The following is a 21,811-nucleotide window of genomic DNA, read 5'->3' as shown; positions in this document are numbered from 1 at the left end:
AGACCTTCGCGGGTCTTGCTTTGAGCAAGATAATTTTTGAGGAGTAAGCACCATGCCATCCAGTTCCGCCCTCGGCACTGCCCCTTCTGCCGCTGCACCCTGGTGGAGGTTTGGCCATGTGTGGCTGATCATCGCCGGTCCCGTGATCGTGATCATTGCAGGGTTTGTGACCCTGTGGCTCGCGATATCGCGCCCCGACCCTGTGGTCGCGGAAGATTATTACCGCCAGGGCATCGAGATCAACAAGACACTGGCCACCCCAGAAAAAAGCCTGTTGCCAGCCATGAAGGGCCGCAACCACGCTGCCACCCCGGTCCAGGACCAGCCGCGCTGAACCCACCTGGCCGGGCAGTATGCCTGCACGGCCTTACCAGGAGACAAACCAATGTGGATGCAACGCGTGATGTGGATTGCCTGGCCGGCTTTTTTGATGGCCGGTGTGATGGAAATGCTGGTTTTTGCGATGGTGGATCCGCAAGACCTGCACTGGTTTGGGCAGCCGTTGGCATTGTCACGGCAGGGCGTGTACACGCTGGCCTTTTTTGCGTTCTGGATGATCACGATGGCATCCAGCGCGTTGACCACGCTGCTGGCCATGTCACCGTTTGAACTTAACCGTTGCCCGGTTCCCGAAGGCGAGCGTCCCGATGACTGCCGCAAGACATCATCGTGCCCTTGAGCGGTAGTGCCACCTATTGGCAAAGGTCAATGTGGTAAAGACTGCCAGGATGGCAGACGACAGCAGGTTCAGTGGCAGGCTTGCTGGTTGTTCACGATGCGCTTGAGGGCCTCGGTCTCCAGGATGCGCACATGGCGCTGCTTGACCTCGACAATGCCTTCTTCCACGAACTTGGAGAAGGTGCGGCTCACGGTTTCGAGCTTGAGGCCCAGGTAGCTACCGATCTCTTCGCGGGTCATGCGCAGCACGAGCTCGGACTGCGAGAACCCCCGGGCGTGCAGGCGCTGAACCAGGTTGAGCAGGAACGCGGCCAGGCGCTCCTCAGCGCGCATGCTGCCCAGGAGCAGCATCACGCCATGCTCGCGGACAATCTCGCGGCTCATGATCTTGTGCACATGGTGCTGCAAGGCGGTGACTTCGCGGGACAGCTCTTCGATGCGGTCAAACGGCATGACGCAGACTTCCGCGTCTTCCAGGGCCACTGCATCGCAGGTGTGGTGGTCATTCACGATGCCATCAAGGCCGATGATCTCGCCTGCCATCTGAAAACCCGTGACCTGGTCACGCCCGTCTTCGGTGGCTACACATGTTTTGAAGAAGCCGGTTCGAATGGCATAGAGCGAGGTGAAGGATTCGCCGTTGCGGAAAAGGGTTCCACCGCGTTTGATCTTGCGGCGAACGGCAACGACCTCGTCAATGCGTTGCAGCTGTTCCTCGCTCAGCCCCACCGGCATGCACAGCTCGCGCAGGTTGCAGTTGGAGCAGGCGACTTTGATGGTGAGCGGGTTCATAGGAACAGAGGCTGGGTAAGGTTTGAGCATATCGCCCCATATGCCTAACAGGCTGGGCCTTTGGGTGCGGGTGGGCGACTGATGTGCATCAAATTGTCGCTCTTCGTCCCGGCCCATCACTTGATGCAGGTCAAGGACATGGAGTGCAGCTTACGGCACAGTCGAAGTGTACGCAAGGAATTTGCCCATGACCGCTGTTTCGCCCGAGCTGCTGCGCCGTTTCGACGTGCCAGGGCCCCGTTATACCTCTTACCCAACAGCTGACCGTTTCGTCGAGGCCTTTGGGCAGGACGACTACGCGCTTGCCTTGGAGCAGCGCAGGCTGGGCTCCATGACGAAGGCCTTGCCGCTGTCTTTGTACGTGCACATCCCCTTTTGCGAGTCCCTTTGTTACTACTGCGCATGCAACAAGATCATCACCAAACACCATGATCGGGCAGAGGTGTATTTGCGGTATTTGAGCCGCGAGATTGACTTGCACACAGCACACTGCGGCACGGGGCAGGTGGTGAGTCAGCTTCACCTGGGTGGTGGCACGCCCACTTTTCTATCGGACGAGGGCTTGCGGGAGCTGATGGGCATGCTCAAACGCAGCTTTTCGTTGGCGCCGGGCGGGGAGTATTCGATTGAGGTGGACCCTCGCACCGTCAATGCGGACCGCCTTGCAGTTCTGGCGGAACTGGGGTTCAACCGACTGAGCTTTGGGGTGCAGGATTTCGATCCCGAGGTTCAAAAGGCCGTTCACCGCATACAGCCTGCCGAGCAGGTGTTTTCGCTGGTGGAGTCCGCACGTTCGCTGGGTTTTGAATCCATCAATGTGGATTTGATCTACGGCCTGCCTCGTCAGACGCCAGAGTCGTTTGACCGCACGCTGGCCCAGGTTACGCAGCTGCGGCCTGACCGTATCGCGTTGTACGCGTATGCCCATCTGCCAGAACGTTTCAAGCCTCAGCGCCGTATTGTTTCGGCCGAGTTGCCAGCGGCTGCAGGCAAGGTGTCGATGCTCTCCCGCTCGCTGGACGCCTTCATGGATGCAGGGTACGTGTATGTGGGCATGGACCACTTTGCATTGCCTGAGGATGCATTGGCAGTCGCCAAGCGCCAGGGGCGTCTGCACCGCAATTTCCAGGGCTACAGTACGCAACCTGATTGCGACCTGATCGGCCTGGGGGTGTCTGCGATTGGCCGGGTCGGAGCCACCTACAGCCAAAATGCCAAGACCCTGGATGAGTATTACGATTTTCTGAATCAGGGGCGCCTGCCCGTCGTTCGTGGGTTGGCCCTGACGCGCGACGATCTCGTGCGCCGCGCGGTCATCATGGCCCTGATGTGCCAAGGCGAGCTGTTGTTTGAGCCCATGGAGCAAGCGTGGTTGATCGACTTTCGCCACTACTTCTCTGCCGAGCTGGCGCAACTGGAAACCATGGCCGAGCAGGGGCTTGTGGTGGTGCGGCCCGATGGGGTCGAGGTCACTGCCATGGGCTGGTTCTTTGTGCGCGGCATTGCCATGGTCTTTGACCGTTACCTGCAGGCTGACCGCAACCGCGCCCGTTTTTCGCGCATCATCTGATTCTCATGATTGCTACGGTCGCCTCAACCGCCTTGCTGATGGGACTCGTGGGCGGGTCCCATTGTTTGGCCATGTGTTCTGCGCCTTGTGGGGCATTGATCGGGCAGGGCGGTGGGGGCATGGCGTCCACAGCCGGTGGCGATGTGCAGCCCCAGGCAACTCCCCAGACGGTGCAGGCAGTGCAGGCAGTGCAGTGGGTGCCCCGTGGCGGTGTCATTCGGCGCGCCGTCGCTTTTCATGCTGGCCGCTTGGCCGGGTACGCTGTGGCGGGTGGCTTGGCTGCATGGGCCATGGACAGCCTGGCATGGTTGACCCAGCAAACCGTGGCATTTCGCCCTGCGTGGACCCTGATGCATGTTGCGGTGATGGCGTGGGGTTTGATGATGGTGATCCAGGCGCGCCAGCCCCTGTGGGTAGAGCAGGCGGGCCGTACCGTATGGGCGCGTGTGCGGCCTCTGGTCAGTGCACCAGGCGGGGTTCTGGTTGCTGGTGGGCTTTGGGCCTTGATGCCCTGCGGCCTGCTCTACTCAGCGCTGCTCGTGGCTGCGCTGAGCGGAGGGCCTCTGGAAGGGGCGCTCAGCATGGCGCTTTTTGGCCTGGGCAGTGGTGTGTGGCTGGTGGGCGGGCCCTTGGTGTGGATTCGGCTGAAAGCAGGGGTCAATGCGAAACGTGCGGACTGGGGAACGCGCATCGCAGGAGGTTTGCTGTGCGCCGTGGCCAGCTGGGCACTCTGGATGGACCTGATCTACAAACCGTCGTTGTGGTGCCGCTAGCCAGCAGTTCCCCGATTTGCAAGCTGCGGTGCGACGGGGTTCGGGAGGCCTCGTAAATCCATGTCTATACAAGGGTGATCAACGCTTGCCCTTGGTGAGAAAGGCAAGTGTTGCCATGCCGCTGCGGCGCAGGCGCACTCCTTCGACAAGACCCTCGATCTGGCGATAATCTGTGTAACTATTGGTGGCATTGACGTCGCCATGTTTCACACGCCTTGAAGTGAACTCCTCCATCCTCATCGACATCAGCCAACTGCGTGTCGGCATGTACATCCAGCTCGACGTGGGTTGGTTGCACCATCCGTTCCCGGTGAGCAGCTTTCGTGTGACGGCAGCGGAGCAGATTGCCACCTTGCGTGAGCTGGGGCTCACCGAGGTGCGGTACTTTCCCAAAAAGAGCGATCCAGAACTGAGGGAACTCGTGCCTGCAGCCTGGAGCGTGCCGGAAATGAAGGCATCGTCTTCGAGTGCACCTGAGGCTGCGACAGCTACTGCCACGGTGGACCCAGAGGCGCAGCGCAGGCGTGAATTGCTGGAGGCCCAGAACCGGACGCTGGCGGCCTGCAATCAGCGGTTTGGGGAGGCCACGCGGCAATACCAGGCGCTGGAGCGTGTTGTCTCGGAGCACCCCGACCAGGCCCGTACCAAAGGCGAAACGCTGGTGTCAGGTTGCGTGGCCGAACTCCTGGAAAACGGTGATTCTGTCATCCGGCTGTTGTCGGAAGGGGTGGGCGAGCGCAATGCCCTGCACCCGATCAACGTGATGGTGATCTCTTTGCTGCTGGGCCGTGCGTTGGGCATGAAAAGTGCCGAGCTGCACGACCTTGGCATTGCCGCGCTGATTCATGATCTGGGCAAGCTCAAGCTGCCGCCGAATCTCAGGCAACCTACGCCCTCCATGATTCCGATGGAGCGTACGCGTTACGAGACCCATGTGGCTGAGTCCGTGACACTGGCCACGCGCATGGGGCTGCCCGAACCTGTGATTACCGCCGTTGCTCGGCACCATGAGATGGCCGATGGCAGTGGGTTTCCACTGCGGTTGTCGGGGTCCGATCTGGGGCGCGCGAGCCAGGTGCTCGCCCTCGTCAATCGCTACGATCGCATGTGCAATCCCGCCAATGGAGTGGATGCGCTCACGCCCCACGAGGCTTTGTCGGTCATCTTTGCACAGCTCAAGGCGCGCTTCGATTCCGTGGTGCTCGGGGCGTTCATCCGCATGATGGGTGTGTACCCGCCGGGCTCCATCGTCCAGCTGGTGAACGACCGCTATGCGATTGTTGCCTCGGTCAACTCTTCGCGCCCGCTGCGGCCCAAGGTCATCGTCCATGACTCCCGGGTGCCCAAGGATGAGGCTCCTATTCTGGACCTGGAAACTGTGCCCGAGCTGGGTATCCGGCGCAGCCTCAAGCCTGCGCAACTGCCGCGCGATGCGCTGGACTACCTCTCTCCGCGGCAGCGTATCTGTTACTTTTTCGAGCGTGCGGTCAGCCCCGGTCCCGAAGAGGCAGGGTCGTGACCGTTTCGCAGTCCCACGGCTGGCTCGACGGTTTACAGGAGGCCGTCTGGCTGGTCGATGAGACCAGCCTGCTCATCCTTCACGCGAATGCCGCCGCGCAGCGGCTGGTGGGCTTGCCTGTGGCCGAGATGGTGGGTACGCCCGTGTTGCGTCTGGCCTCCACACCGCAGGACATGGCGTTCTGGGGGGAGTCGGCCCAGGTGGTTGCGGATGGCATTCATTCCCACACCAGCCTTTTGCGCGCTGACGGCACCCTGGTTCCGGTCAATCGTCAGGTGACGCGCGTTCCTGCAGAGGTCGCTTCTGGCACGGTCTTCATGCTGACCATGCTGGATCGCAGTGTCCAGGAATCGACCGAGCGCGAGCTGGAAACTTTGCTGTCTGAGCTGCGCGCCACGCTGGATTCTGCCGCTGACGGCATGCTCGTGTGCAGCCTCGATGGCCGGGTGCGGGCTTTCAATCAGCGGCTTGCGCAACTGTGGAATATTCCGCGCGATTTGCTGGTGCGGCGCGACGATGCGGCTGTCTATGCGCACATGGAGGCCCAGGTTGAGAACGCACGTGCCTATGCGGAGCGTTTGGCTGCCATCGCCCGAGAGCCGATGCAGGAGAGCACCGACATTCTGGTGTTGCGAAATGGCTTGGTGCTGGAGTTGCGCACCGTGCCGCAGTTCAGCCAGGGGCGGCCCGTGGGGCGGGTGTATTCGTACAGGGACATCACCCGCCAGACCGAGATACAGGCCAGCCTGAGACTGGCCGCACGGGTGTTCGAGTCCAGCCTGGACGCCATCTTCATCGCCGACAGCCAGCACCGGGTCTTGCGCATGAACCCAGGCTGCGAGCGGCTGGTGGGGCCGTCTGCCAAATCGTTTGAAGGGTGCCTGGCGGCGTCGTTGTTCGGTGGCGGGTCGGATGCGGCTTTCATGGAGCAGGTGCTGCAGGGGTGGGCCAAGGAGGGTTTCTGGGAAGGCGAGCTGTGGCTGCCCCGTGACAACGGCACCTATTGCGCAGTGCAGTTGTCATGGGTGGCGCTGCGCGACGACGAAGAGCGTCTGGTGCAGAGCATCGGCTTCATGCGGGATCTGACGCTGCAGCACGCCGCCCAGAAGCGCATTGAGGAGCTGGCCTACAGCGACGTACTCACGGGCCTGCCCAACCGTCTGCTGTTGTCGCAGCGTGTGGACACTGCCATCCAGGGGGCGCGCCAGAGCGACACGGGCTTTGCCATCCTGTTTCTGGATCTCGACCGCTTCAAGATCATCAACGACTCCCTCGGCCACCCTTTCGGTGACCGCGTGCTGCAACTGGTGGCCGAGCGCCTGCAGGCCTGCCTGCGCCAGACGGACATGTTGTGTCGACTGGGTGGCGATGAATTTGTCATCTACCTGCATGGCGGTGATGCCCTGGTGGCTGAGAGCGTGGCGCGCCGCATCCTGGACGACATGCTCAAGCCCTTCATGCTTGACAGCATGGGCTTCTCCATCCAGTGCAGCATCGGCATGGCGCTGTACCCACAGGACGGTGCGACGCTGGACGATCTCATCAAGCAGGCTGACACGGCCATGTACCGTGTCAAAGAGCGCGGCCGGGGTAGCTATGGCTTTTACCAGCCGCAGATGAATGCCAATCTGCTGTCGCGCATGCAGATGGAGCATGCGATGCGCCAGGCGCTGGGGCTTGACCGCATGGCAGTGCACTACCAACCACAGGTCAACATGGCCACCGGGCGCATCACGGGGGCCGAAGCGCTGATACGCTGGACCGACCCGGAGTTCGGTGCAGTATCACCTGGGCAGTTCATCCCCCTGGCGGAGGAGTCTGGCTACATCGTGACGCTGGGCGCGTGGGTCATGGAGCAGGCCGTGCGTGAGGCGGCGGTGTGGATGCACAGTGGCATGCCGATCATGATTTCGGTGAACGTGTCGGCGCTGGAGTTCCGGCAGCCTGATTTCGTGGACCGCATCACCCGGCTACTGGCGGTGCACCAGTTGCCGCCCACGCTGCTGGAGCTGGAGCTGACGGAAACCATCCTGCTGCAGGATGCACAGGAAATGGAGCAGCGCCTGCGTGTGCTCGCCGGGCTTGGCATTGGACTCGCCATCGACGATTTCGGCACCGGGTATTCCAGCCTGGCGTACCTGAAGAAGCTGCCGATCCACAAGCTCAAGATCGACCAGTCCTTTGTGCGTGGCCTGCCCGACGATGATGGAGACCGGGCCATCGTGAGTGCCATCATCAGCATGGGGCGTGCCATGCACATTGAGGTGGTGGCAGAGGGGGTGGAAACAGAAACCCAGCAGGCGGTGTTGCTGCAGATGCAGTGCGACCACTACCAGGGATTTCTCTGCGCGCCAGGGCTTCCTGCCCAGGAGTTTCGCGCCATGCTTGCCAGGCCCTTGCCTTTGAAAGCGCGGGGGCGGCGCAGTTCGGTCCAGAACTAAGGCAACCTGGTGCTACGGCCCCCCGGTAGCATAGGGGGCGGTCCAGAGACGCTTAAAACGCCGCGATGCCCTTCCAGAGCATGTACGCCGCCAGTCCGAACAACAGCGATGCGAATACACGCTTGAGCTGCTTGACTGGCAGGCTGTGTGCTGCTTTGGCGCCCAGTGGCGCGGTGAGCACGCTGCAGGTCGCTATCACGGCCAGGGCGGGGAGCCAGATGTAGCCCAGCGAGGCGGTTGGCAATCCCTCCACGTTCTGCCCTCCGATCACATAGCCCACCACGTTGGCCAGTGCGATGGGAAAACCCAGCGCCGCACTGGTGGCTACCGCGTTGTGGATGGGCACGTTGCACCAGGTCATGAATGGCACGCTCACGAACCCGCCACCAGCACCCACCAGGCCCGACAGGAATCCGATCACGCCACCTGCCGCCACCTGGCCTGCACCACCGGGCATCTGGCGCGTGGGGGCGGGTTTTTTGTCCAGAAACATCTGTGTGGCCGAAAAACTCACGAACAACGCGAAGAAGATGGCTAGGAACGAACCCTTGAGCAGCGCAAACACGCCCAGGCTCGCAATGAAACCACCGAGCACGATGCCAGGCGCCAGCCGCTTGACGATGTCCCAGCGCACGGCGCCGCGCTGGTGGTGGGCCCGCACACTGGAGATCGACGTGAACATGATGGTGGCCATCGAGGTGGCAATCGCCATCTTCACCGCCAGATCGGGTGCGACCTTTTGCGCGCCCAGGATGTAGGTCAAGAACGGGACCAGCAGCATCCCGCCGCCAATGCCCAGTAGGCCCGCCAGAAAACCTGTGGCCAGGCCCAGGACACCGAGTTCAACAATCAGCAGGGGATCGAGCATGGCGCGACGTCAGACAAAGGGGTGGAAAGAGGAGAGGGAAGGCGGGGGGATGCCCTGTCGGAGATGCTGCAGCGTGGGGTTGCGTGGACAGAGGCATGGGGAAGAAGGTGTCTGCGAATGCCACCGGACTCTCATCCTGAACCGGGGGTTCAGGTGGGCGAGGGCAGCCAAGCGTTGGGTTCATCTGACGCGAGATGATCACGCTCACCGGGCAATGTACCAAGCCCGAGCTCGTTGAGCATTGGTTCAAGGAAATATAAAGCCCGGCGGCTTCGCAGACACCGCCATTGTAGGCGCTGCCTGCACGGGTTGAGTGTCTGGGGCCATGTAAAGCCCGTAAGCTTTGAGGGGTGCAGATCGGGGGCAATCCGGCGAGCTTGGCGATGTGCTGGGGGGCTGTCAAAGAAGGCGGCCGTCGTCGCCCAATGCCTGATCCAGGCGCTGCACCAGGGCATGAAGGCGCTGCTGGTCTTCGTCGGGTAGGAGGGTTTCCTGCGTACCCGTGCTGGCAGCGGTTGCGATGGTGGTGCTGGCCGTTTTGGCGGCGGCACCTGCTGCCAGGTCGGCAGCCTCGCGGTCGGCGATTTCGAAAGCCAGGTTCAAGGCCGCCAGCACCGCAATGCGTTCGCGGGCGCGGACCTTGCCCGCATCGCGGATGCGGATCATCGCGGTATCGACACGCTCCACAGCATCCAGCAGGCGGCTTTCGTGGCCCTCGGGGCAGGTCAGCAGGTAGCTTTGCTGCAGGATCTGCACCTCGATTTGCTTCATTCGGCTTCCTTGGTGACAGCGGCAGGGGCTGCGGCGGGCAGGCGCTCCAGCAGTGCATCCACGCGGGCGCGGGCGGCACTGAGGCGGGATTTGAGGGAGTCCCGTTCTTGCGTCAGCGCGGCCACCTGATCGGTCAGCAGCGCGTTGGTGCGTTGCAGTTCTGCGTGGCGCAGCAGCAGGCGGTCGACGCGCTCGGCGATCTGGTCAGTGGGGGACGGTGTTGCCATACAGCCCCCGATTGTAGGGTTGCAGGCTGTAAACAGCCGTAAAATCGCGCGGTTGGTGCTCGCGGTGTGGTTCACATGCCGCAGTTCAACGGGAAGCAGGGAGGCGCAGTACCACCGGTACACGCCCAGCCTGCGCTGCCCCCGCAACGGTCAGCGGACGAGTCTTTCGACTCTCTCTCCATCCATACGCCACTGAGCGCCTTGAACAAGCGCATGGGAAGGCATTGGGGGGGTGTTCCGCCAGCCCGGATACCGGCCAACACGGTGGCTGCGTGCGCCCGTTTTGGAGCTGCGCGGCTGTATCACCCACATGCTGGCGGGAGGCCGGCCCGGGTTGTTTGTTGACGATGATCCCCATGAAAATCCGTACCCTTCGTGCGCGCCCTGTGGCGCTGCTGCGCCTGCCTGCCCACCGTGTGGCCCTGTTGACCCTGGCGGTGGGCGGCGCCTGCAGTGCGCTGGCCCAGAGTGCCCCGGCAACCGGCGAACTGCTGGCCCAGAACCTGCGCGCGCCCTCGCTCGCCGAAACCGTGGTGGCCGCCACGCGCACGCCGCAGCCGCTGTCCGACCTGGTGGCCGACATCTCCATCGTGGACCGCGAAACCATCGAAAGCAGCGGCGCCACTGGCCTGGCCGACCTGCTGGCCCGTCTGCCGGGTGTGGAGTTCTCGCGCAATGGCGGCCCGGGTGCCACCACGGGTGTATTCCTGCGCGGTGCTGAATCGCGTTTCACAGCGGTGTACATCGACGGGGTGCGCATCGATTCGCAGTCCACCGGGGGGGCGCCGTGGGAGAGCATTCCGCTCGGCCTCATCGATCGCATCGAAGTACTGCGCGGCCCCGCAGGCGCCGTATACGGATCGGATGCCATGGGCGGCGTGGTGCAGATTTTCACCAAGCGCGGCGAGAACGGCACGGCGCCGTATGTGGGCGTGGGCATTGGCAACCACAACACCACCAAGGTGGAGGCCGGCATCAGCGGGGCCAGCGGCACCGTGGACTACGCGCTGGGCTTTGCGCGCGATGACAGCAAGGGCTTCAACGCCCGCACGGTGGCCACCCAGAACCCTGACCGCGACGGCTATCGCACCACGGCAGGCCATGCCCGAGTGGGCCTGCAGGTCGATGCGGCGCACCGGCTGGAGGGAACGCTCATGGTCAATGACTCCAACAGCGGCTACGACAGCGGGCTGGGCAAGGACGACCGCAACCTGCACACCATGCACGCCCTGGGCCTCAACTGGATTGCCCAGTGGAGCAGCGCCTACAAGACGCGCCTGTCCATCACCGACTCGCGCGATGAATACGAAACCCGCCCCTCGCCCTACCTAAGCGACACGCGCCTGCGTGGCTACTACTTCCAGAACGAATGGCGCCAGGGCGCGCACCTGGTCACGGCCGCGCTGGAGCGCCGTGAAGACCGCCTCGAAAACGCCCCCATCGATGCTAAGCGCTCGCAGGACGCGCTGGCCCTGGGCTACGGCTACAACGCTGCAGGCCACACGGTGCAGCTCAATCTGCGCCACGACTCGGACAGCGAATTCGGTGGCAAGAGCACTGGCAGCGTGGCCTACGGCTACGCCATCACCCCGCAGTGGCGCGCTACGGCGTCGGTGGGCACGGCCTTCCGTGCGCCCACGCTGTACCACCGCTTCAGCGAATATGGCGTGGCCACGCTGCGCCCCGAAAGCAGCCGCAATGCCGAAGTGGCGCTGCGCTACGCCCAGGGCAACAGCACGTTCTCGGCCACGCTGTTTCGCAACCGTGTGAGCAACCTGATTTCGTTCTCTGGCCCCGGCACCTGCCTGTCGGACTTTGGCTGCTACGCCAACACGGCCCGGGCCGAATACAAGGGCATGACGTTTGCTGGCTCGCACCGCCTGGGCGATGTGCAGCTGCACGGCTCCATCGACCTGCAGCGCCCGCGTGACCTGGACACCGGCAAGCAGCTGGCGCGCCGTGCCAAGCAGCACGCCACCTTCGGCGCCGACACCCGCCTGGCGGGCTGGACCGTGGGCGCCGAAGTGCAGGCATCCGGCCGCCGTTTCGACACCGTGGCCAACACCAATGTGCTGGGCGGTTATGCGCTGGTCAACCTGTACGCCAGCACCCGCATTGCCCGCGACTACACGCTGCTGGCGCGCATCGACAACCTGGCCGACAAGGACTACCAGCTGGCCCGCACCTACGCCACCGCAGGCCGCACGGTGTACGTTGGCGTCAAGTGGGCACCTCAATGAAGCCCCCCCTGAGTCGCTGCGCGCCTTCCCCCCGGAGGGGGGACGCCACCCGTGGCCTTGCGGAGCCAGTTCCACGGTGGCACTGGCTTGGGGCGCGCCAATTTCGTCGGCCGCTGGGTGAGTACCGCACTGGGGGTGGGGTGTGACACGCTGTCCCGCGCTGCTGATTGCAGCCCCGGCCTCGGGACAGGGCAAGACCACCGTCACCGCCGCCCTGGCGCGCCTGCACACACGCCAGGGGCGGCGCGTGCGGGTTTTCAAGTGCGGGCCGGATTTTCTGGACCCGCACTGGCACCTGCTGGCCAGCGGGGCGCCGGTGCACCAGCTCGATTTGTGGATGAACGGTGAGGCCGACTGCGCGCAGCGACTGCGCGACGCCGCCGTCGAGTCGGACCTGATCCTTATCGAAGGCGTGATGGGCCTGTTTGACGGCAGCCCCAGCGCGGCCGACCTGGCCCGGCACTTTGGTGTGCCGGTGCTGGCGGTGGTCGATGCCTCGGCCATGGCGGGCACGTTTGGCGCGCTGGCCTATGGCCTGCGCCACTACCGGCCGGGCCTGCCCTGGGCGGGGGTGCTGGCCAACCGCGTAGGCAGCGCGCGCCATGCCGACATGTTGCGTGACGGCTTGCAAGATGCCGACGACTGGATGGGCGCGCTGATGCGGGTGCAGCCAGGCAATGCGCCTTTAGCCGCCAAGGCCGGTGCGGCGCTGCTGCCCGAGCGCCACCTGGGCCTGGTGGCCGCGCACGAGCTGGACGACAGCCTGCAGCGGCTGGACGCAGCGGCCGATGCGCTGGCTGCTACGCCGCTGGGCCAGATGACGCTGGAGGACCTGCAGCGCTGGGCCGTGGACTTTCCGGCGCCTGCATCCACGGTTGCCGTGCCTGCTTTGCTCGCAGGCCGTACGGTGGCCGTGGGGCGTGATGCGGCGTTCTGCTTCATCTACGCTGCCAACGTGCAATGCCTGGAACAGATGGGTGCCCACGTGGCGTTCTTCTCGCCCCTGCAAGACACGGCGTTGCCGGACTGCGATGCCGTGTGGCTGCCCGGCGGTTACCCCGAGCTGCACACCGCGCAGATCGTGGCCAACACCGGGATGCAAGCCAGCCTGCGCGCCCATGTGGCCGCAGGTAAGCCGCTGTGGGCCGAGTGCGGCGGCATGATGGCGCTGTTTGAGTCCATCACCCTGGCCGATGGCAGCACGGCCACTTTGTGGGGCCTGCTGCTCGGTCACGTTACCATGCAAAAGCGCCTGGCAGCGCTGGGGCCGCAGCAACTGACCGTGGCAGGACACACGTTGCGCGGCCACACCTTCCACTATTCGACCAGCGACAGCAGCGCCCCCGTGGTGGCCCGCACGGCGCGCCCGAACGCGGCGGTTGCGCCGGATGCGGGCGAGGCGCTGTACCAGCAGGGCAGCATCCACGCGAGCTATTTCCACGCATGGTTTCCGTCCAGCCCCGAAGCCGTGGCGCAACTGCTGGGGGGCGCATCGGTATGACCATCACCACCGAACTGATTCTGGGCGGCCAGAAAAGCGGCAAGTCCCGCCGCGCCGAGCTGCTGGCGCGCGACTGGCTGGCGCAATCGACCGACCACCGCGCCGTACTGATCGCCACGGGGCAAGCCTGGGACGACGAGATGCGCGAGCGCATCGCCCGCCACCAGCGCGATCGTGCCGAGCGCGTGCCCGGCCTGCAGACGGTGGAAGAGCCGCACGACGTGGCCGCAGCCCTCACGCGGCTCAGCACGCCGCACACCCTGCTGGTGGTGGACTGCCTCACGCTGTGGCTCACCCGCTGGACCATGCCCGTGGGTGTGGAAGCTATGAGTTTTGAAGAAAAACAGGCTCTAGCGCTTGATTGGAAAGCGCAAGCAGCTATGTTTTTGATAGCGGTTCGGGAATCCCCTGGCCCCGTTGTTCTGGTGGGCAACGAAATTGGCCTGGGGGTTATCCCGATGGGGCGGGAGGTGCGCGCTTTTGTGGATGCACTCGGCACGCTCAACCAGCAGGTGGCGCAGGTGTGCCCCCGCGTGACGCTCATGGCGGCTGGCCTGCCGCTTACCTTGAAAGAACCTCGCTCATGAAACCCACCCCCGTGCGCCGCATCCTTTGGGTGATCGCTATCGTGATTGCGCTGGGCCTGCTCATGGCTGGCCTGGCGCGTGCACAGCCCGTGCACATCAAGGACGACAAGGGCCGCGAGGTCTCGCTGCCCCGTCCGCCGCAGCGCATCGTGAGCCTGCTGCCCTCGTTGACCGAAAGTGTGTGCGAGCTGGAGCAATGCCACCGGCTCGTGGGGGTGGACCGCTATTCCAACTGGCCGGAGGCCGTGATTGCCAAGCTGCCCAAGGTGGGCGGCGGGCTGGACCCGAGCATCGAGGCCATCGTAGCGCTCAAGCCGGACCTGGTGCTCATGTCCGTCAGCTCGCGTGCCAGCGACCGGCTGGAGGCACTGGGCCTCACCGTCGTGCAGCTGGAGCCCAAGACGCATGCCGACGTGCGACGCGTGCTGGGCACCGTGAGCGACCTGTTGGGCGTGCCTCGTGCGCAGGGGGCCGACCGCCTCTGGCGCGTGATCGACGCCGGCGTGGAAGCGGCAGCGCAATCTCTGCCGCCCAAGGCGCGGAATGCGCGGGTGTACTTTGAAGTGAGCCGGGGGCCGTACGGGGCGGGCGAAGCGTCTTTCATCGGCGAATCCCTCACCCGGCTGGGGGTGCGCAATGTGGTGCCCGCATCGCTGGGCCCGTTTCCGCGCCTGAACCCCGAGTTCGTCGTGCGCGCCAACCCCGACATCATCATGATCGGCAACCGCAGCATGCAGGCTATGGTGCCGTACCCCGGCTGGGCCACCATGCGCGCCATCCGCGAGAACCGGCTGTGCGTGTTTGGCCCCGGCGATTCCGATGTGGTGGTGCGTCCTGGGCCGCGCATGGCCGAGGCGGCCCGCATCATGGCGCGGTGTCTGGTGGACAAAGCGTCATGACCAGCATTCCGATCGACTTGCCCACGGGTTCCGCCAGCCGCCGCGCCGCATGGTGTGCCGCCTGGCTGTTGCTCGCCAGCGCGTTGCTGGCGGTGTGTGGCGCCAGCGTGGGCAGCACGGGCTTTGACAGCGTGCTGCGCATGCGCGGTGACCCTGTGGCCTGGCAGATCGTGTGGGACATCCGCCTGCCGCGCACGGCGGGTGCGTGGCTGGCGGGGGCGCTGCTGGGCCTGTCGGGCGCTGTGGCGCAGGGGCTGTTTCGCAACCCGCTGGCCGACCCGTACCTGCTGGGCAGCGCCTCGGGCGCAGCGCTGGGCGGGGCTGTCGCCATGGCGCTCTTCGGGGTGTCGCCGGTGGCGGCGCAGTGGATGGCCCGCATCGGCATCACGGGCATGGCATTTTTGGGCGCGGCGGGGGCGGTGGTGCTCACGCTGCTGCTCGCCAAGGGCGTGCAGCACACGCTGCGCTTGTTGCTGGCGGGGGTGATTGTGGGCGTGGTGCTGGGCGCGCTGCGTGACCTGGTGGAACTGGCCTCGCCCGACATCCTGCAGGCCATGCAGGCCTTCACGCTGGGCAGCACGGCTTTTGTGGGCTGGGCGGCCTGCTTGCTCATGGCCGTGGCCTGGGCGCTGTGCTCGGTGGTTGCCTGGATGCTGGCACGTGCGCTGGACGGCCTCACGCTGGGCGAGGCCACGGCCGCCAGCCTGGGCCTGCCACTCATGCCCATGCGCGTGGGGCTTGTGGCTGCCATGGCGCTGGCCACGGGCACGGCGGTGGCGCAGACGGGGCTCATCGCCTTTGTGGGGCTGGCGGCTCCGCACCTGGTGCGCTCCATTGTGCGCGTGACACATGAACGGCACATCGTGCTCTCCAGCCTGATGGGCGCGGTGCTGCTCATGGCGGCCGACATCCTGGCGCGCTGGCTGCTGGCGCCGCAGGAGCTGCCCGTGGGCGTCCTCACGGCGGCCCTGGGCGGCACCTATCTGCTCTGGCTCATGCACCGGCGCACCTCGCAAGGGGGTGCACTATGAAATCAATAGCTATCAGTGCAAATGGAATAAGCGCCAGCATCGGGAATCGCTCGATATTGCAGGGCATTGACCTGCAATTGCCCGCCGGGCGCTGGACCAGCATCGTCGGCCCCAACGGAGCGGGCAAGTCCACCCTGCTCAAGGTGCTGGCCGGCCTGTTGCCGCGCGCTGCGGTGCAGGGCGAAGTGTTGCTGCTGGGCCGCCCGCTGGCGCAAATCCCGGCGCGCGAACGCGCCCGCCAGCTCGCCTGGCTGGGGCAGAACGAAGGCTCGGCCGACGACCTGACCAGTTATGACGTGGCCATGCTGGGCCGCCTGCCGCACCAGGCCTGGCTGGCGCCGCCGGGCGCGGCCGACCACGCAGCGGTGGAGCAGGCGCTGCGCACCACGCAGGCCTGGGACTGGCGTCACCGCCCGCTGTCGCAGCTGTCGGGCGGCGAACGCCAGCGCGTGCTGCTGGCCCGCGCCCTGGCGGTGCAGGCGCAGGTGCTGCTGATGGACGAGCCCCTGGCCAACCTCGACCCGCCGCACCAGACCGACTGGCTGCACACCATGCGTGCACTGGTCGATGCGGGGGGCACGGTGGTCAGCGTGCTGCACGAGGTGTCGCTGGCACTGCAGTCCGACGACATGGTGGTGATGGCACAGGGCCGCGTGCTGCACCAGGGCGCCTGCGATGCACCCGCCACGCACGCGGCGCTGGAGAGCGTGTTTGACCACCGCATCCACGTGCGGCATCTGGATGGCATGTGGATGGCGCTGCCCTCCCTGCAACGCAAGAACAACGATCAAGGAATCAAGGGAGTGCAAGCATGAACATCGAATCGGGTTTTTCGCAGGTTGCGCAGTCGTTGCTGTGGCCGGTACTGGTGCTGGTGGGGCTGGCGTTTGTCTACGCGCTGTGGTCGGGCGGCGCCACGCTCATGGAGGCGTGGCAACGCTGGCGCCAGCCGCAGTACCGCTCGCTGCGCGTGGCCCCAGGCTTGTCGATAGAAGAGCTGGAGCTGCAACTGGTGCGCCAGGTGGAGCCCGTGCGCCTGCTCAGCCGCCTGTCGCCCATGCTGGGGCTGATCGCCACGATGATCCCGCTCGGCCCCGCGCTGCAGAGCGTGGCGGCGGGCAACGGCCAGCAGGCCCTCGCCGTATTCAGCGGTGCCTTTGCGGGCGTGGTGCTGGCGCTGGCTGCCGCGTCGGTGGGCCTGGTGGTGTATTCGGTGCGCCGCCGCTGGCTGCTGGCCGAACTGCTGGTGGTGCGCAAGGAGCGCGGGGTGGCGCAATGAGCTTGCGCCACTTGAACGTCCTGGCAGAGGACGACGACGACCCGATGCTGTCGGCCGTGAACCTGGTGGATGTGTTCCTGGTGCTGGTGGTGGCGCTGCTGACGGCCGTGGCCGTGCAGACCCAGACCAGCGCTCATGAGAGCGTCACCATCATCCGCAACGCGGGCCAGCCCGACATGGAAGTGGTCGTGCGCGAGCAGGGCAAGGAAGTGCGCTTCAAGGGCGCTGGCAGCGCAGCGCAAGGGCAGGGCGTGCGCGCGGGCGTGGCCTACAAGCTGGAAGACGGCAACATCGTCTACATCCCCGAAACGGGCGCTGCTCCAGCTGGCGCTTCGGCCGGTGGCGCGGGTGGCTCCGCCACGCCGGCACCCGCCAAGCCATGAAGGCGCTGATCTTGCGCGCGGCACTGTGGTGCCTGCTGCTGGCTGCGCCGCTGGTGCATGCCGTCCAGGCTGAGAAAGCCTTGGCAGCGGGCGGCGCCGATAAAACAGCGCCGGTGCTGCTCTGGCTCACGTCCGACATCACCACCGCCCCGCGCACGGCCATGGTGCAGCGCCTGGCCTCCGACGCGGGCCTGGGCTTTGTGCACATCGACTACCCGCTGGCCGGCGCGGCGGTACTGGACGCGGCCCAGGCCCAGAAGCTGGAGCGCGCACTGGCAGGCGCCGCCATGGTGTGGGTGGATGCACCGCATGTCAGCGTGGAGGCGCGTTTGCGCCGCATGGCGGGGGCGCAGCTCGATGCCCGTGCCACACGTTTCCCCGGCCGCGTGGTCTGGGTGCCTGCGGGCACCCCCGCCGCCGACTTGACCGCGCTCGATGCGCCCGCCCGCATGGTGGCCTACTTGCAGGCCGGTGGCCCGCGAAACCTGAAGAACGCCATCGCCCTGGCGCGTGCCACGGTGGCAGGTGTTGCGATGCCGACCTTGCCCGCGCCCGACGTCCTGCCCCCCCGGGGCATCTACCACCCCGACGCGCCCCGCCTGCTGCCCAACGCCGCCGCGCTGGAGGCCTGGCGTCAGGGCCAGCCCACGCTGCGCAGCCTGCCTGCCGTGGCCGTGCTGGTGCACCGCCACCATTTTGTCGATGGCAGCACCGAATGGCTCGATGCCTGGCTGCGCACCTTCCGCCAGGAGGGCCTGTTCGCCTATGCGGCCTTTGGCCAGCAGGTCACGGCGCAGACCCTGGCCGAGGTGCTGGAGTTGCCCGCTGAAGGAGGCTCTGGCCCCGGTCGGCTGCATGCCTCCGCCCTGGTGCTGCACCAGCTGGTGCCCCAGGCCGCTGCGCTGCAGCCGCTGTTGGCCCGCTGGGGCGTGCCGCTGCTCGGCACGCAGCCCTACCGCGCGGGTGATGCCGCCGCGTGGGAGGCCAGCGACACGGGCCTGTCGCTGTCCGATGTGCCGTTCTACCTAGCGCAGCCTGAGGCGGCAGGCGCCATCGACCCGGTCCTGGTCGCTGCCCACGGCGCCGAGGGGCAAGACTTCCGCCTCATCGAGCGCCAGGCCCAGGCCGCGGCCGCCAAGGCGCGGCGCCTGATCGCGCTGCAGACCAAACCCGCCGCCGACAAGCGCCTGGTGGCCATGGTCTACAACTACCCCCCGGGCGGCACCAACTTTGGCGCCTCGTTCCTGAACGTGCCGCGCAGCCTGGAGCAGGTCTCTGGCGGCCTGGCCCAGGCGGGCTACCGCACCGAACGTGTGCCCGAGCAGGGCTGGATCGATGGGCTCAAACCGCTGCTGGCCGCCTACTACCCCGGCGCCGATGTGCGCGCGCTGCTGCAAAACGACCAGGCCGCCGCGCTGCCGCTGGCGCGCTACGAGCAGCACCTGGCCACCTTGCCCAAGGCCGTGCGCGAGCGCATGAACGCGCACTGGGGCACGCCCGAAAAGAGCCGCTACGTGGTCGAGTGGCAGGGCGAAAAAGTGTTCGCCATCCCGCGCCTGCAGGTGGGCAAACTCTCGGTATTGCCCCAGCCCCCGCGCGAAGAAACACTGCGCCTGGGCCAGAACCCGTTCATGCACAAGAGCAAGGCGCCGCTGTCGCACCACTACCTGGCCGTGTACCTGTGGGCGCAGCTGGAGGCCGATGCCCTCATCCACTTTGGCACCCACGGCACGCAGGAGTGGGCCGGTGGCAAGGCGCGTGCGCTCGATGTGCACGACGACGCGCTGCTGCCGCTCGGTGACCTGCCTGTGGTCTATCCCTACATCGTGGACAACCTGGGCGAGGCCCTCACGGCCAAGCGCCGGGGCCGCGCCGTGCTGGTGAGCCACCGCACGCCGGTGTTTGCCCCCGCAGGCTTCGAGGCGCGCATGGCCCACATGCACGAGGTGATGCACGAATGGGAAACGGTGGACGAAGGCCCCACGCGCCGCGCGCTCGAAAAGCAGCTGGTCGCGCAGTTTGTGGAGCACCAGTTGCACCGCGACCTGGGATGGAGCGCCGAGCGCATCGCGGCCGACTTCAGCGGCTTTCTTGAAATCCTGCACCCCTACCTGGACCAGCTCGCGCAAAGCTCGCAGCCCAAGGGCCTGGCCGTGTTTGGCCGCGTACCCGCGCCCGAGCAGCGGCGCGAGACCATCCTGCAGGCGCTGCGCAAGCCGCTGATCGAGGCGCTGGGCGAAGACATCGACGAAGCCTTCCTGATCAAGCACGACGCGGTGCTGGCCGCGCGCCCCGCGCGCTGGCTGGAAGTGGCGCTGACCGACGCGCAGGCCGCCAGCGTGCTGGACCTGCGCCCCGTGCTGCCAGCGCAGGCTGCAACGCCGGGTGCAGCGGGTGCATCCGACGTGGTGCGCGCCGAAGACCATGTGCCCAACCGCGCAGCGCGCCAACCCATCGACACGCCCGCGCTGCTGCAGCTGGCCCAGCGCGCGCAAGAGCTGGAGCGCCTGCTGGCCACGGAAGGCGAGCTACCCGGCTTGCTGGCTGCGCTGGAAGGGCGCTACCTGCCCGCTGCGTACGGTGGCGACCCCATCCGAAACCCCGACAGCCTGCCCACAGGCCGCAACCTCACGGGGCTGGACCCGAGCCGCCTGCCCACGCGCCAAGCCTATGCCGTGGCGCAGACGCTGTTCAACGACTGGTTCAAGGACTACCAGGCGCGCCATGGCGGCCAGGCGCCAGAGCGCATGGCGCTGTCGCTGTGGGCGGGTGAAACATTGCGCCACCAGGGCATCATGGAAGCCCAGGCCCTGGTGGCGCTGGGCATACGCCCGGTGTGGGACGACTCGGGCCGTCCGGTGCACGTGAAGACCATTGCCGCCGATGAGCTGAAACGCCCGCGCGTTGATGTGCTCATGAGCATCACCGGCTCGTACCGTGACCAGTTCCCCGCACTGATGGCGCTGCTGGACCGTGCGGTAGCCCAGGCCGCCACGGCCGAGCCCGGCAACGTGATCGCGCGCAACACCGCGCAGATCGGCCAGGAGCTGCGCAAGCAGGGCGTGCCCCGCGCGCAGGCCGAGCAACTGGCGCGCGTGCGCTCGTTCGGCAATGCGGTGGGCGACTATGGCACCGGCCTGTCGGACGCGGTGCAAAGCGACGGCTTGCAAACCAACGATGCGCGCCTGGGCCAGATGTTCCTCGAACGCATGAGCCAGCCATATCTGGAGGGCGAGCCCGTGACCGGCGTGGCGGGCGGTGTGGCGGCCCAGGCATTGGGTGCCCACCTGCGCCGCACTGATGCCGCCATCCTGTCGCGCAGCTCGCACCTGTACGCCATGGTCAGCTCGGACGACCCTTTCCAGTACCTGGGCGGCCTGTCGGCCGCAGCCCGTGTGGCCGGCCGGCCGCAGGGGCTGGAGCTGCATGTGGCCCAGCTGCAGGATGTGAGTGAGCCCACCACCGAAACTGCACAGCGCGCCATTGCGCTGGAGATGCAGTCGCGCTACCTGCACCCGGGTTGGCTCCAGGCGCAGAAGGCCGAGGGCTATTCGGGCACGCTGCAGGTGCTCAAGGCCGTGCAGTTCGCCTGGGGCTGGCAGGCCGTGGCGCCCGACACGGTGCGCAGCGACCATTGGCAAAGCTTCTACGACGTGCTGGTGCGCGACAAGCACCAGCTGGGCCTGCCCGAGTGGCTGAAAGAACATCCACAGGCCTACGCCCAGTCGCTGGAGCGCCTGGTGCAGGCGCAGCGCCAGGGCTATTGGCAGGCCGATGCCGACACGCAAAAACAACTGGCGCAGATGTACCAGGAGCTGACGCGTGCCGCGCCTCTGGCGGCGGAGCTGCCCAGCGTGCGCCGCTGGGTGGAGCGAGCGGCGCGTGGTGAGTCCGTAGAGCTGACCCCGCCTGCTGGCATGGCCATTGCCGCGCCGCAGTCGCCAGCCCTGGCAGCGCCACAGCCTGCGTCCCCCGCCGCTGACCTGCCTGCGCCGCCCGCCCAGGCAGAAGCACCACCCTCCGCGCCCGCCGTGCCTACCATGGGCGTGTTGCTGGAGCGGCAGCCCGAGCCAGCCCCTTCTGACAGCGCCACCGAGCCCAGCCCCGTGGAACGCATGGCGGGCATCGTGGCCCTGCTGGTCATGGCCCTGGTGGCGATGGCGGGCGCCGCGTGGCAGGCGCGCCGTCCGTCCTCGCTGTCTTCCCCTTTGCAACCGGCCGGCGTGTGATGCCCGGCCTCTCTGAAAGAATC

At 66.2% G+C, this 21,811-nt stretch carries 20 protein-coding genes and 1 riboswitch; of the genes, 15 read left to right on the top strand and 5 right to left on the bottom strand.

Annotated features, from left to right (window positions below):
• Positions 1-52: 52 nt before the first annotated feature.
• Together ACQ4MJ_RS11695 and ACQ4MJ_RS11690 are read left to right on the top strand one after the other, a co-directional pair.
• Entirely contained in the window at positions 53-334 is a 282-nt protein-coding gene (locus tag ACQ4MJ_RS11695; RefSeq protein ID WP_055395201.1) for a FixH family protein, read from the top strand.
• A 51-nt stretch (positions 335-385) separates the two neighbouring features.
• Positions 386-679, top strand: coding sequence for a hypothetical protein (locus ACQ4MJ_RS11690; RefSeq protein ID WP_055395203.1), 294 nt, complete (start codon positions 386-388; stop codon positions 677-679).
• A 68-nt stretch (positions 680-747) separates the two neighbouring features.
• Here ACQ4MJ_RS11690 and fnr read toward each other — a convergent pair whose 3' ends face one another.
• Positions 748-1,470 carry a fumarate/nitrate reduction transcriptional regulator Fnr gene (gene fnr / locus ACQ4MJ_RS11685; protein ID WP_218299410.1) on the bottom strand — a complete coding sequence of 241 codons (723 nt, stop codon included), beginning with the start codon at positions 1,468-1,470 and terminating at the stop codon, positions 748-750.
• A gap of 187 nt (positions 1,471-1,657) precedes the next feature.
• Here fnr and hemN point away from each other — a divergent pair, with 187 nt between their 5' ends.
• Positions 1,658-3,040: an oxygen-independent coproporphyrinogen III oxidase gene (hemN, locus tag ACQ4MJ_RS11680; RefSeq protein WP_055395207.1), complete on the top strand. Its 1,383-nt coding sequence runs from the start codon at positions 1,658-1,660 to the stop codon at positions 3,038-3,040.
• Between the two features lie 5 nt (positions 3,041-3,045).
• Positions 3,046-3,813, top strand: a complete 768-nt coding sequence (locus ACQ4MJ_RS11675; protein ID WP_431152573.1) for a sulfite exporter TauE/SafE family protein — start codon at positions 3,046-3,048, stop codon at positions 3,811-3,813.
• 78 nt (positions 3,814-3,891) lie between these two features.
• Here the strand turns inward: ACQ4MJ_RS11675 and ACQ4MJ_RS11670 are convergent, their stop codons facing one another.
• Positions 3,892-4,023 carry a hypothetical protein gene (locus tag ACQ4MJ_RS11670; protein ID WP_255577649.1) on the bottom strand — a complete coding sequence of 44 codons (132 nt, stop codon included), beginning with the start codon at positions 4,021-4,023 and terminating at the stop codon, positions 3,892-3,894.
• 10 nt (positions 4,024-4,033) lie between these two features.
• Between ACQ4MJ_RS11670 and ACQ4MJ_RS11665 the strand changes: the two genes are divergently transcribed.
• Positions 4,034-5,332: an HD-GYP domain-containing protein gene (locus ACQ4MJ_RS11665; protein ID WP_431152574.1), complete on the top strand. Its 1,299-nt coding sequence runs from the start codon at positions 4,034-4,036 to the stop codon at positions 5,330-5,332.
• Positions 5,329-7,773 (top strand): EAL domain-containing protein, encoded by a 2,445-nt coding sequence (locus tag ACQ4MJ_RS11660; protein WP_431152575.1) that lies wholly within the window; start codon positions 5,329-5,331, stop codon positions 7,771-7,773. The genes ACQ4MJ_RS11665 and ACQ4MJ_RS11660 overlap by 4 nt, the downstream gene beginning before the upstream one ends.
• Positions 7,774-7,825: 52 nt before the next feature.
• Here ACQ4MJ_RS11660 and ACQ4MJ_RS11655 read toward each other — a convergent pair whose 3' ends face one another.
• The 3 genes from ACQ4MJ_RS11655 to ACQ4MJ_RS11645 form a co-directional block, all read right to left on the bottom strand.
• Positions 7,826-8,641 (bottom strand): sulfite exporter TauE/SafE family protein, encoded by an 816-nt coding sequence (locus tag ACQ4MJ_RS11655; RefSeq protein ID WP_055395215.1) that lies wholly within the window; start codon positions 8,639-8,641, stop codon positions 7,826-7,828.
• A gap of 399 nt (positions 8,642-9,040) precedes the next feature.
• Positions 9,041-9,412 carry a cell division protein ZapA gene (locus ACQ4MJ_RS11650; RefSeq protein ID WP_055395217.1) on the bottom strand — a complete coding sequence of 124 codons (372 nt, stop codon included), beginning with the start codon at positions 9,410-9,412 and terminating at the stop codon, positions 9,041-9,043.
• Positions 9,409-9,639 (bottom strand): hypothetical protein, encoded by a 231-nt coding sequence (locus tag ACQ4MJ_RS11645; RefSeq protein ID WP_055395219.1) that lies wholly within the window; start codon positions 9,637-9,639, stop codon positions 9,409-9,411. The genes ACQ4MJ_RS11650 and ACQ4MJ_RS11645 overlap by 4 nt, the downstream gene beginning before the upstream one ends.
• A gap of 36 nt (positions 9,640-9,675) precedes the next feature.
• Positions 9,676-9,914, top strand: a riboswitch (cobalamin riboswitch).
• A gap of 81 nt (positions 9,915-9,995) precedes the next feature.
• On the opposite strand from ACQ4MJ_RS11645, the gene ACQ4MJ_RS11640 reads away from it, so the two are divergent.
• The 9 genes from ACQ4MJ_RS11640 (at position 9,996) to cobN (ending at position 21,788) form a co-directional block, all read left to right on the top strand.
• Complete coding sequence (locus tag ACQ4MJ_RS11640) at positions 9,996-11,879, top strand: TonB-dependent receptor domain-containing protein (RefSeq protein WP_431152576.1); 1,884 nt, start codon at positions 9,996-9,998, stop codon at positions 11,877-11,879.
• Between the two features lie 142 nt (positions 11,880-12,021).
• A complete protein-coding gene (locus ACQ4MJ_RS11635) occupies positions 12,022-13,380 on the top strand; it encodes a cobyrinate a,c-diamide synthase (RefSeq protein ID WP_431152577.1) in 1,359 nt (452 codons plus the stop codon).
• The gene (locus tag ACQ4MJ_RS11630) at positions 13,377-13,967 is read left to right on the top strand and encodes a bifunctional adenosylcobinamide kinase/adenosylcobinamide-phosphate guanylyltransferase (RefSeq protein ID WP_431152578.1); all 591 of its coding nucleotides are present in this window, start codon (positions 13,377-13,379) and stop codon (positions 13,965-13,967) included. Before ACQ4MJ_RS11635 ends, ACQ4MJ_RS11630 begins: the two co-directional genes overlap by 4 nt.
• On the top strand, positions 13,964-14,866 hold the full coding sequence (locus ACQ4MJ_RS11625) for an ABC transporter substrate-binding protein (protein WP_431152579.1): 903 nt from the start codon (positions 13,964-13,966) through the stop codon (positions 14,864-14,866). The genes ACQ4MJ_RS11630 and ACQ4MJ_RS11625 overlap by 4 nt, the downstream gene beginning before the upstream one ends.
• On the top strand, positions 14,863-15,897 hold the full coding sequence (locus ACQ4MJ_RS11620) for a FecCD family ABC transporter permease (RefSeq protein ID WP_431152580.1): 1,035 nt from the start codon (positions 14,863-14,865) through the stop codon (positions 15,895-15,897). The genes ACQ4MJ_RS11625 and ACQ4MJ_RS11620 overlap by 4 nt, the downstream gene beginning before the upstream one ends.
• Entirely contained in the window at positions 15,894-16,712 is an 819-nt protein-coding gene (locus ACQ4MJ_RS11615) for an ABC transporter ATP-binding protein (RefSeq protein WP_431152581.1), read from the top strand. The genes ACQ4MJ_RS11620 and ACQ4MJ_RS11615 overlap by 4 nt, the downstream gene beginning before the upstream one ends.
• Positions 16,709-17,176 carry a hypothetical protein gene (locus ACQ4MJ_RS11610; protein ID WP_431152582.1) on the top strand — a complete coding sequence of 156 codons (468 nt, stop codon included), beginning with the start codon at positions 16,709-16,711 and terminating at the stop codon, positions 17,174-17,176. The genes ACQ4MJ_RS11615 and ACQ4MJ_RS11610 overlap by 4 nt, the downstream gene beginning before the upstream one ends.
• Positions 17,173-17,559 carry a DUF2149 domain-containing protein gene (locus ACQ4MJ_RS11605; RefSeq protein ID WP_431152583.1) on the top strand — a complete coding sequence of 129 codons (387 nt, stop codon included), beginning with the start codon at positions 17,173-17,175 and terminating at the stop codon, positions 17,557-17,559. The genes ACQ4MJ_RS11610 and ACQ4MJ_RS11605 overlap by 4 nt, the downstream gene beginning before the upstream one ends.
• Entirely contained in the window at positions 17,556-21,788 is a 4,233-nt protein-coding gene (gene cobN / locus ACQ4MJ_RS11600; protein WP_431152584.1) for a cobaltochelatase subunit CobN, read from the top strand. The genes ACQ4MJ_RS11605 and cobN overlap by 4 nt, the downstream gene beginning before the upstream one ends.
• The last annotated feature ends 23 nt before the right edge of the window (positions 21,789-21,811 follow it).

It is taken from the genome of Acidovorax facilis (assembly GCF_050626955.1).
GTDB classification, from domain to species: domain Bacteria; phylum Pseudomonadota; class Gammaproteobacteria; order Burkholderiales; family Burkholderiaceae_C; genus Acidovorax; species Acidovorax facilis.
This window is presented reverse-complemented; position numbering and strand designations above follow the sequence as displayed.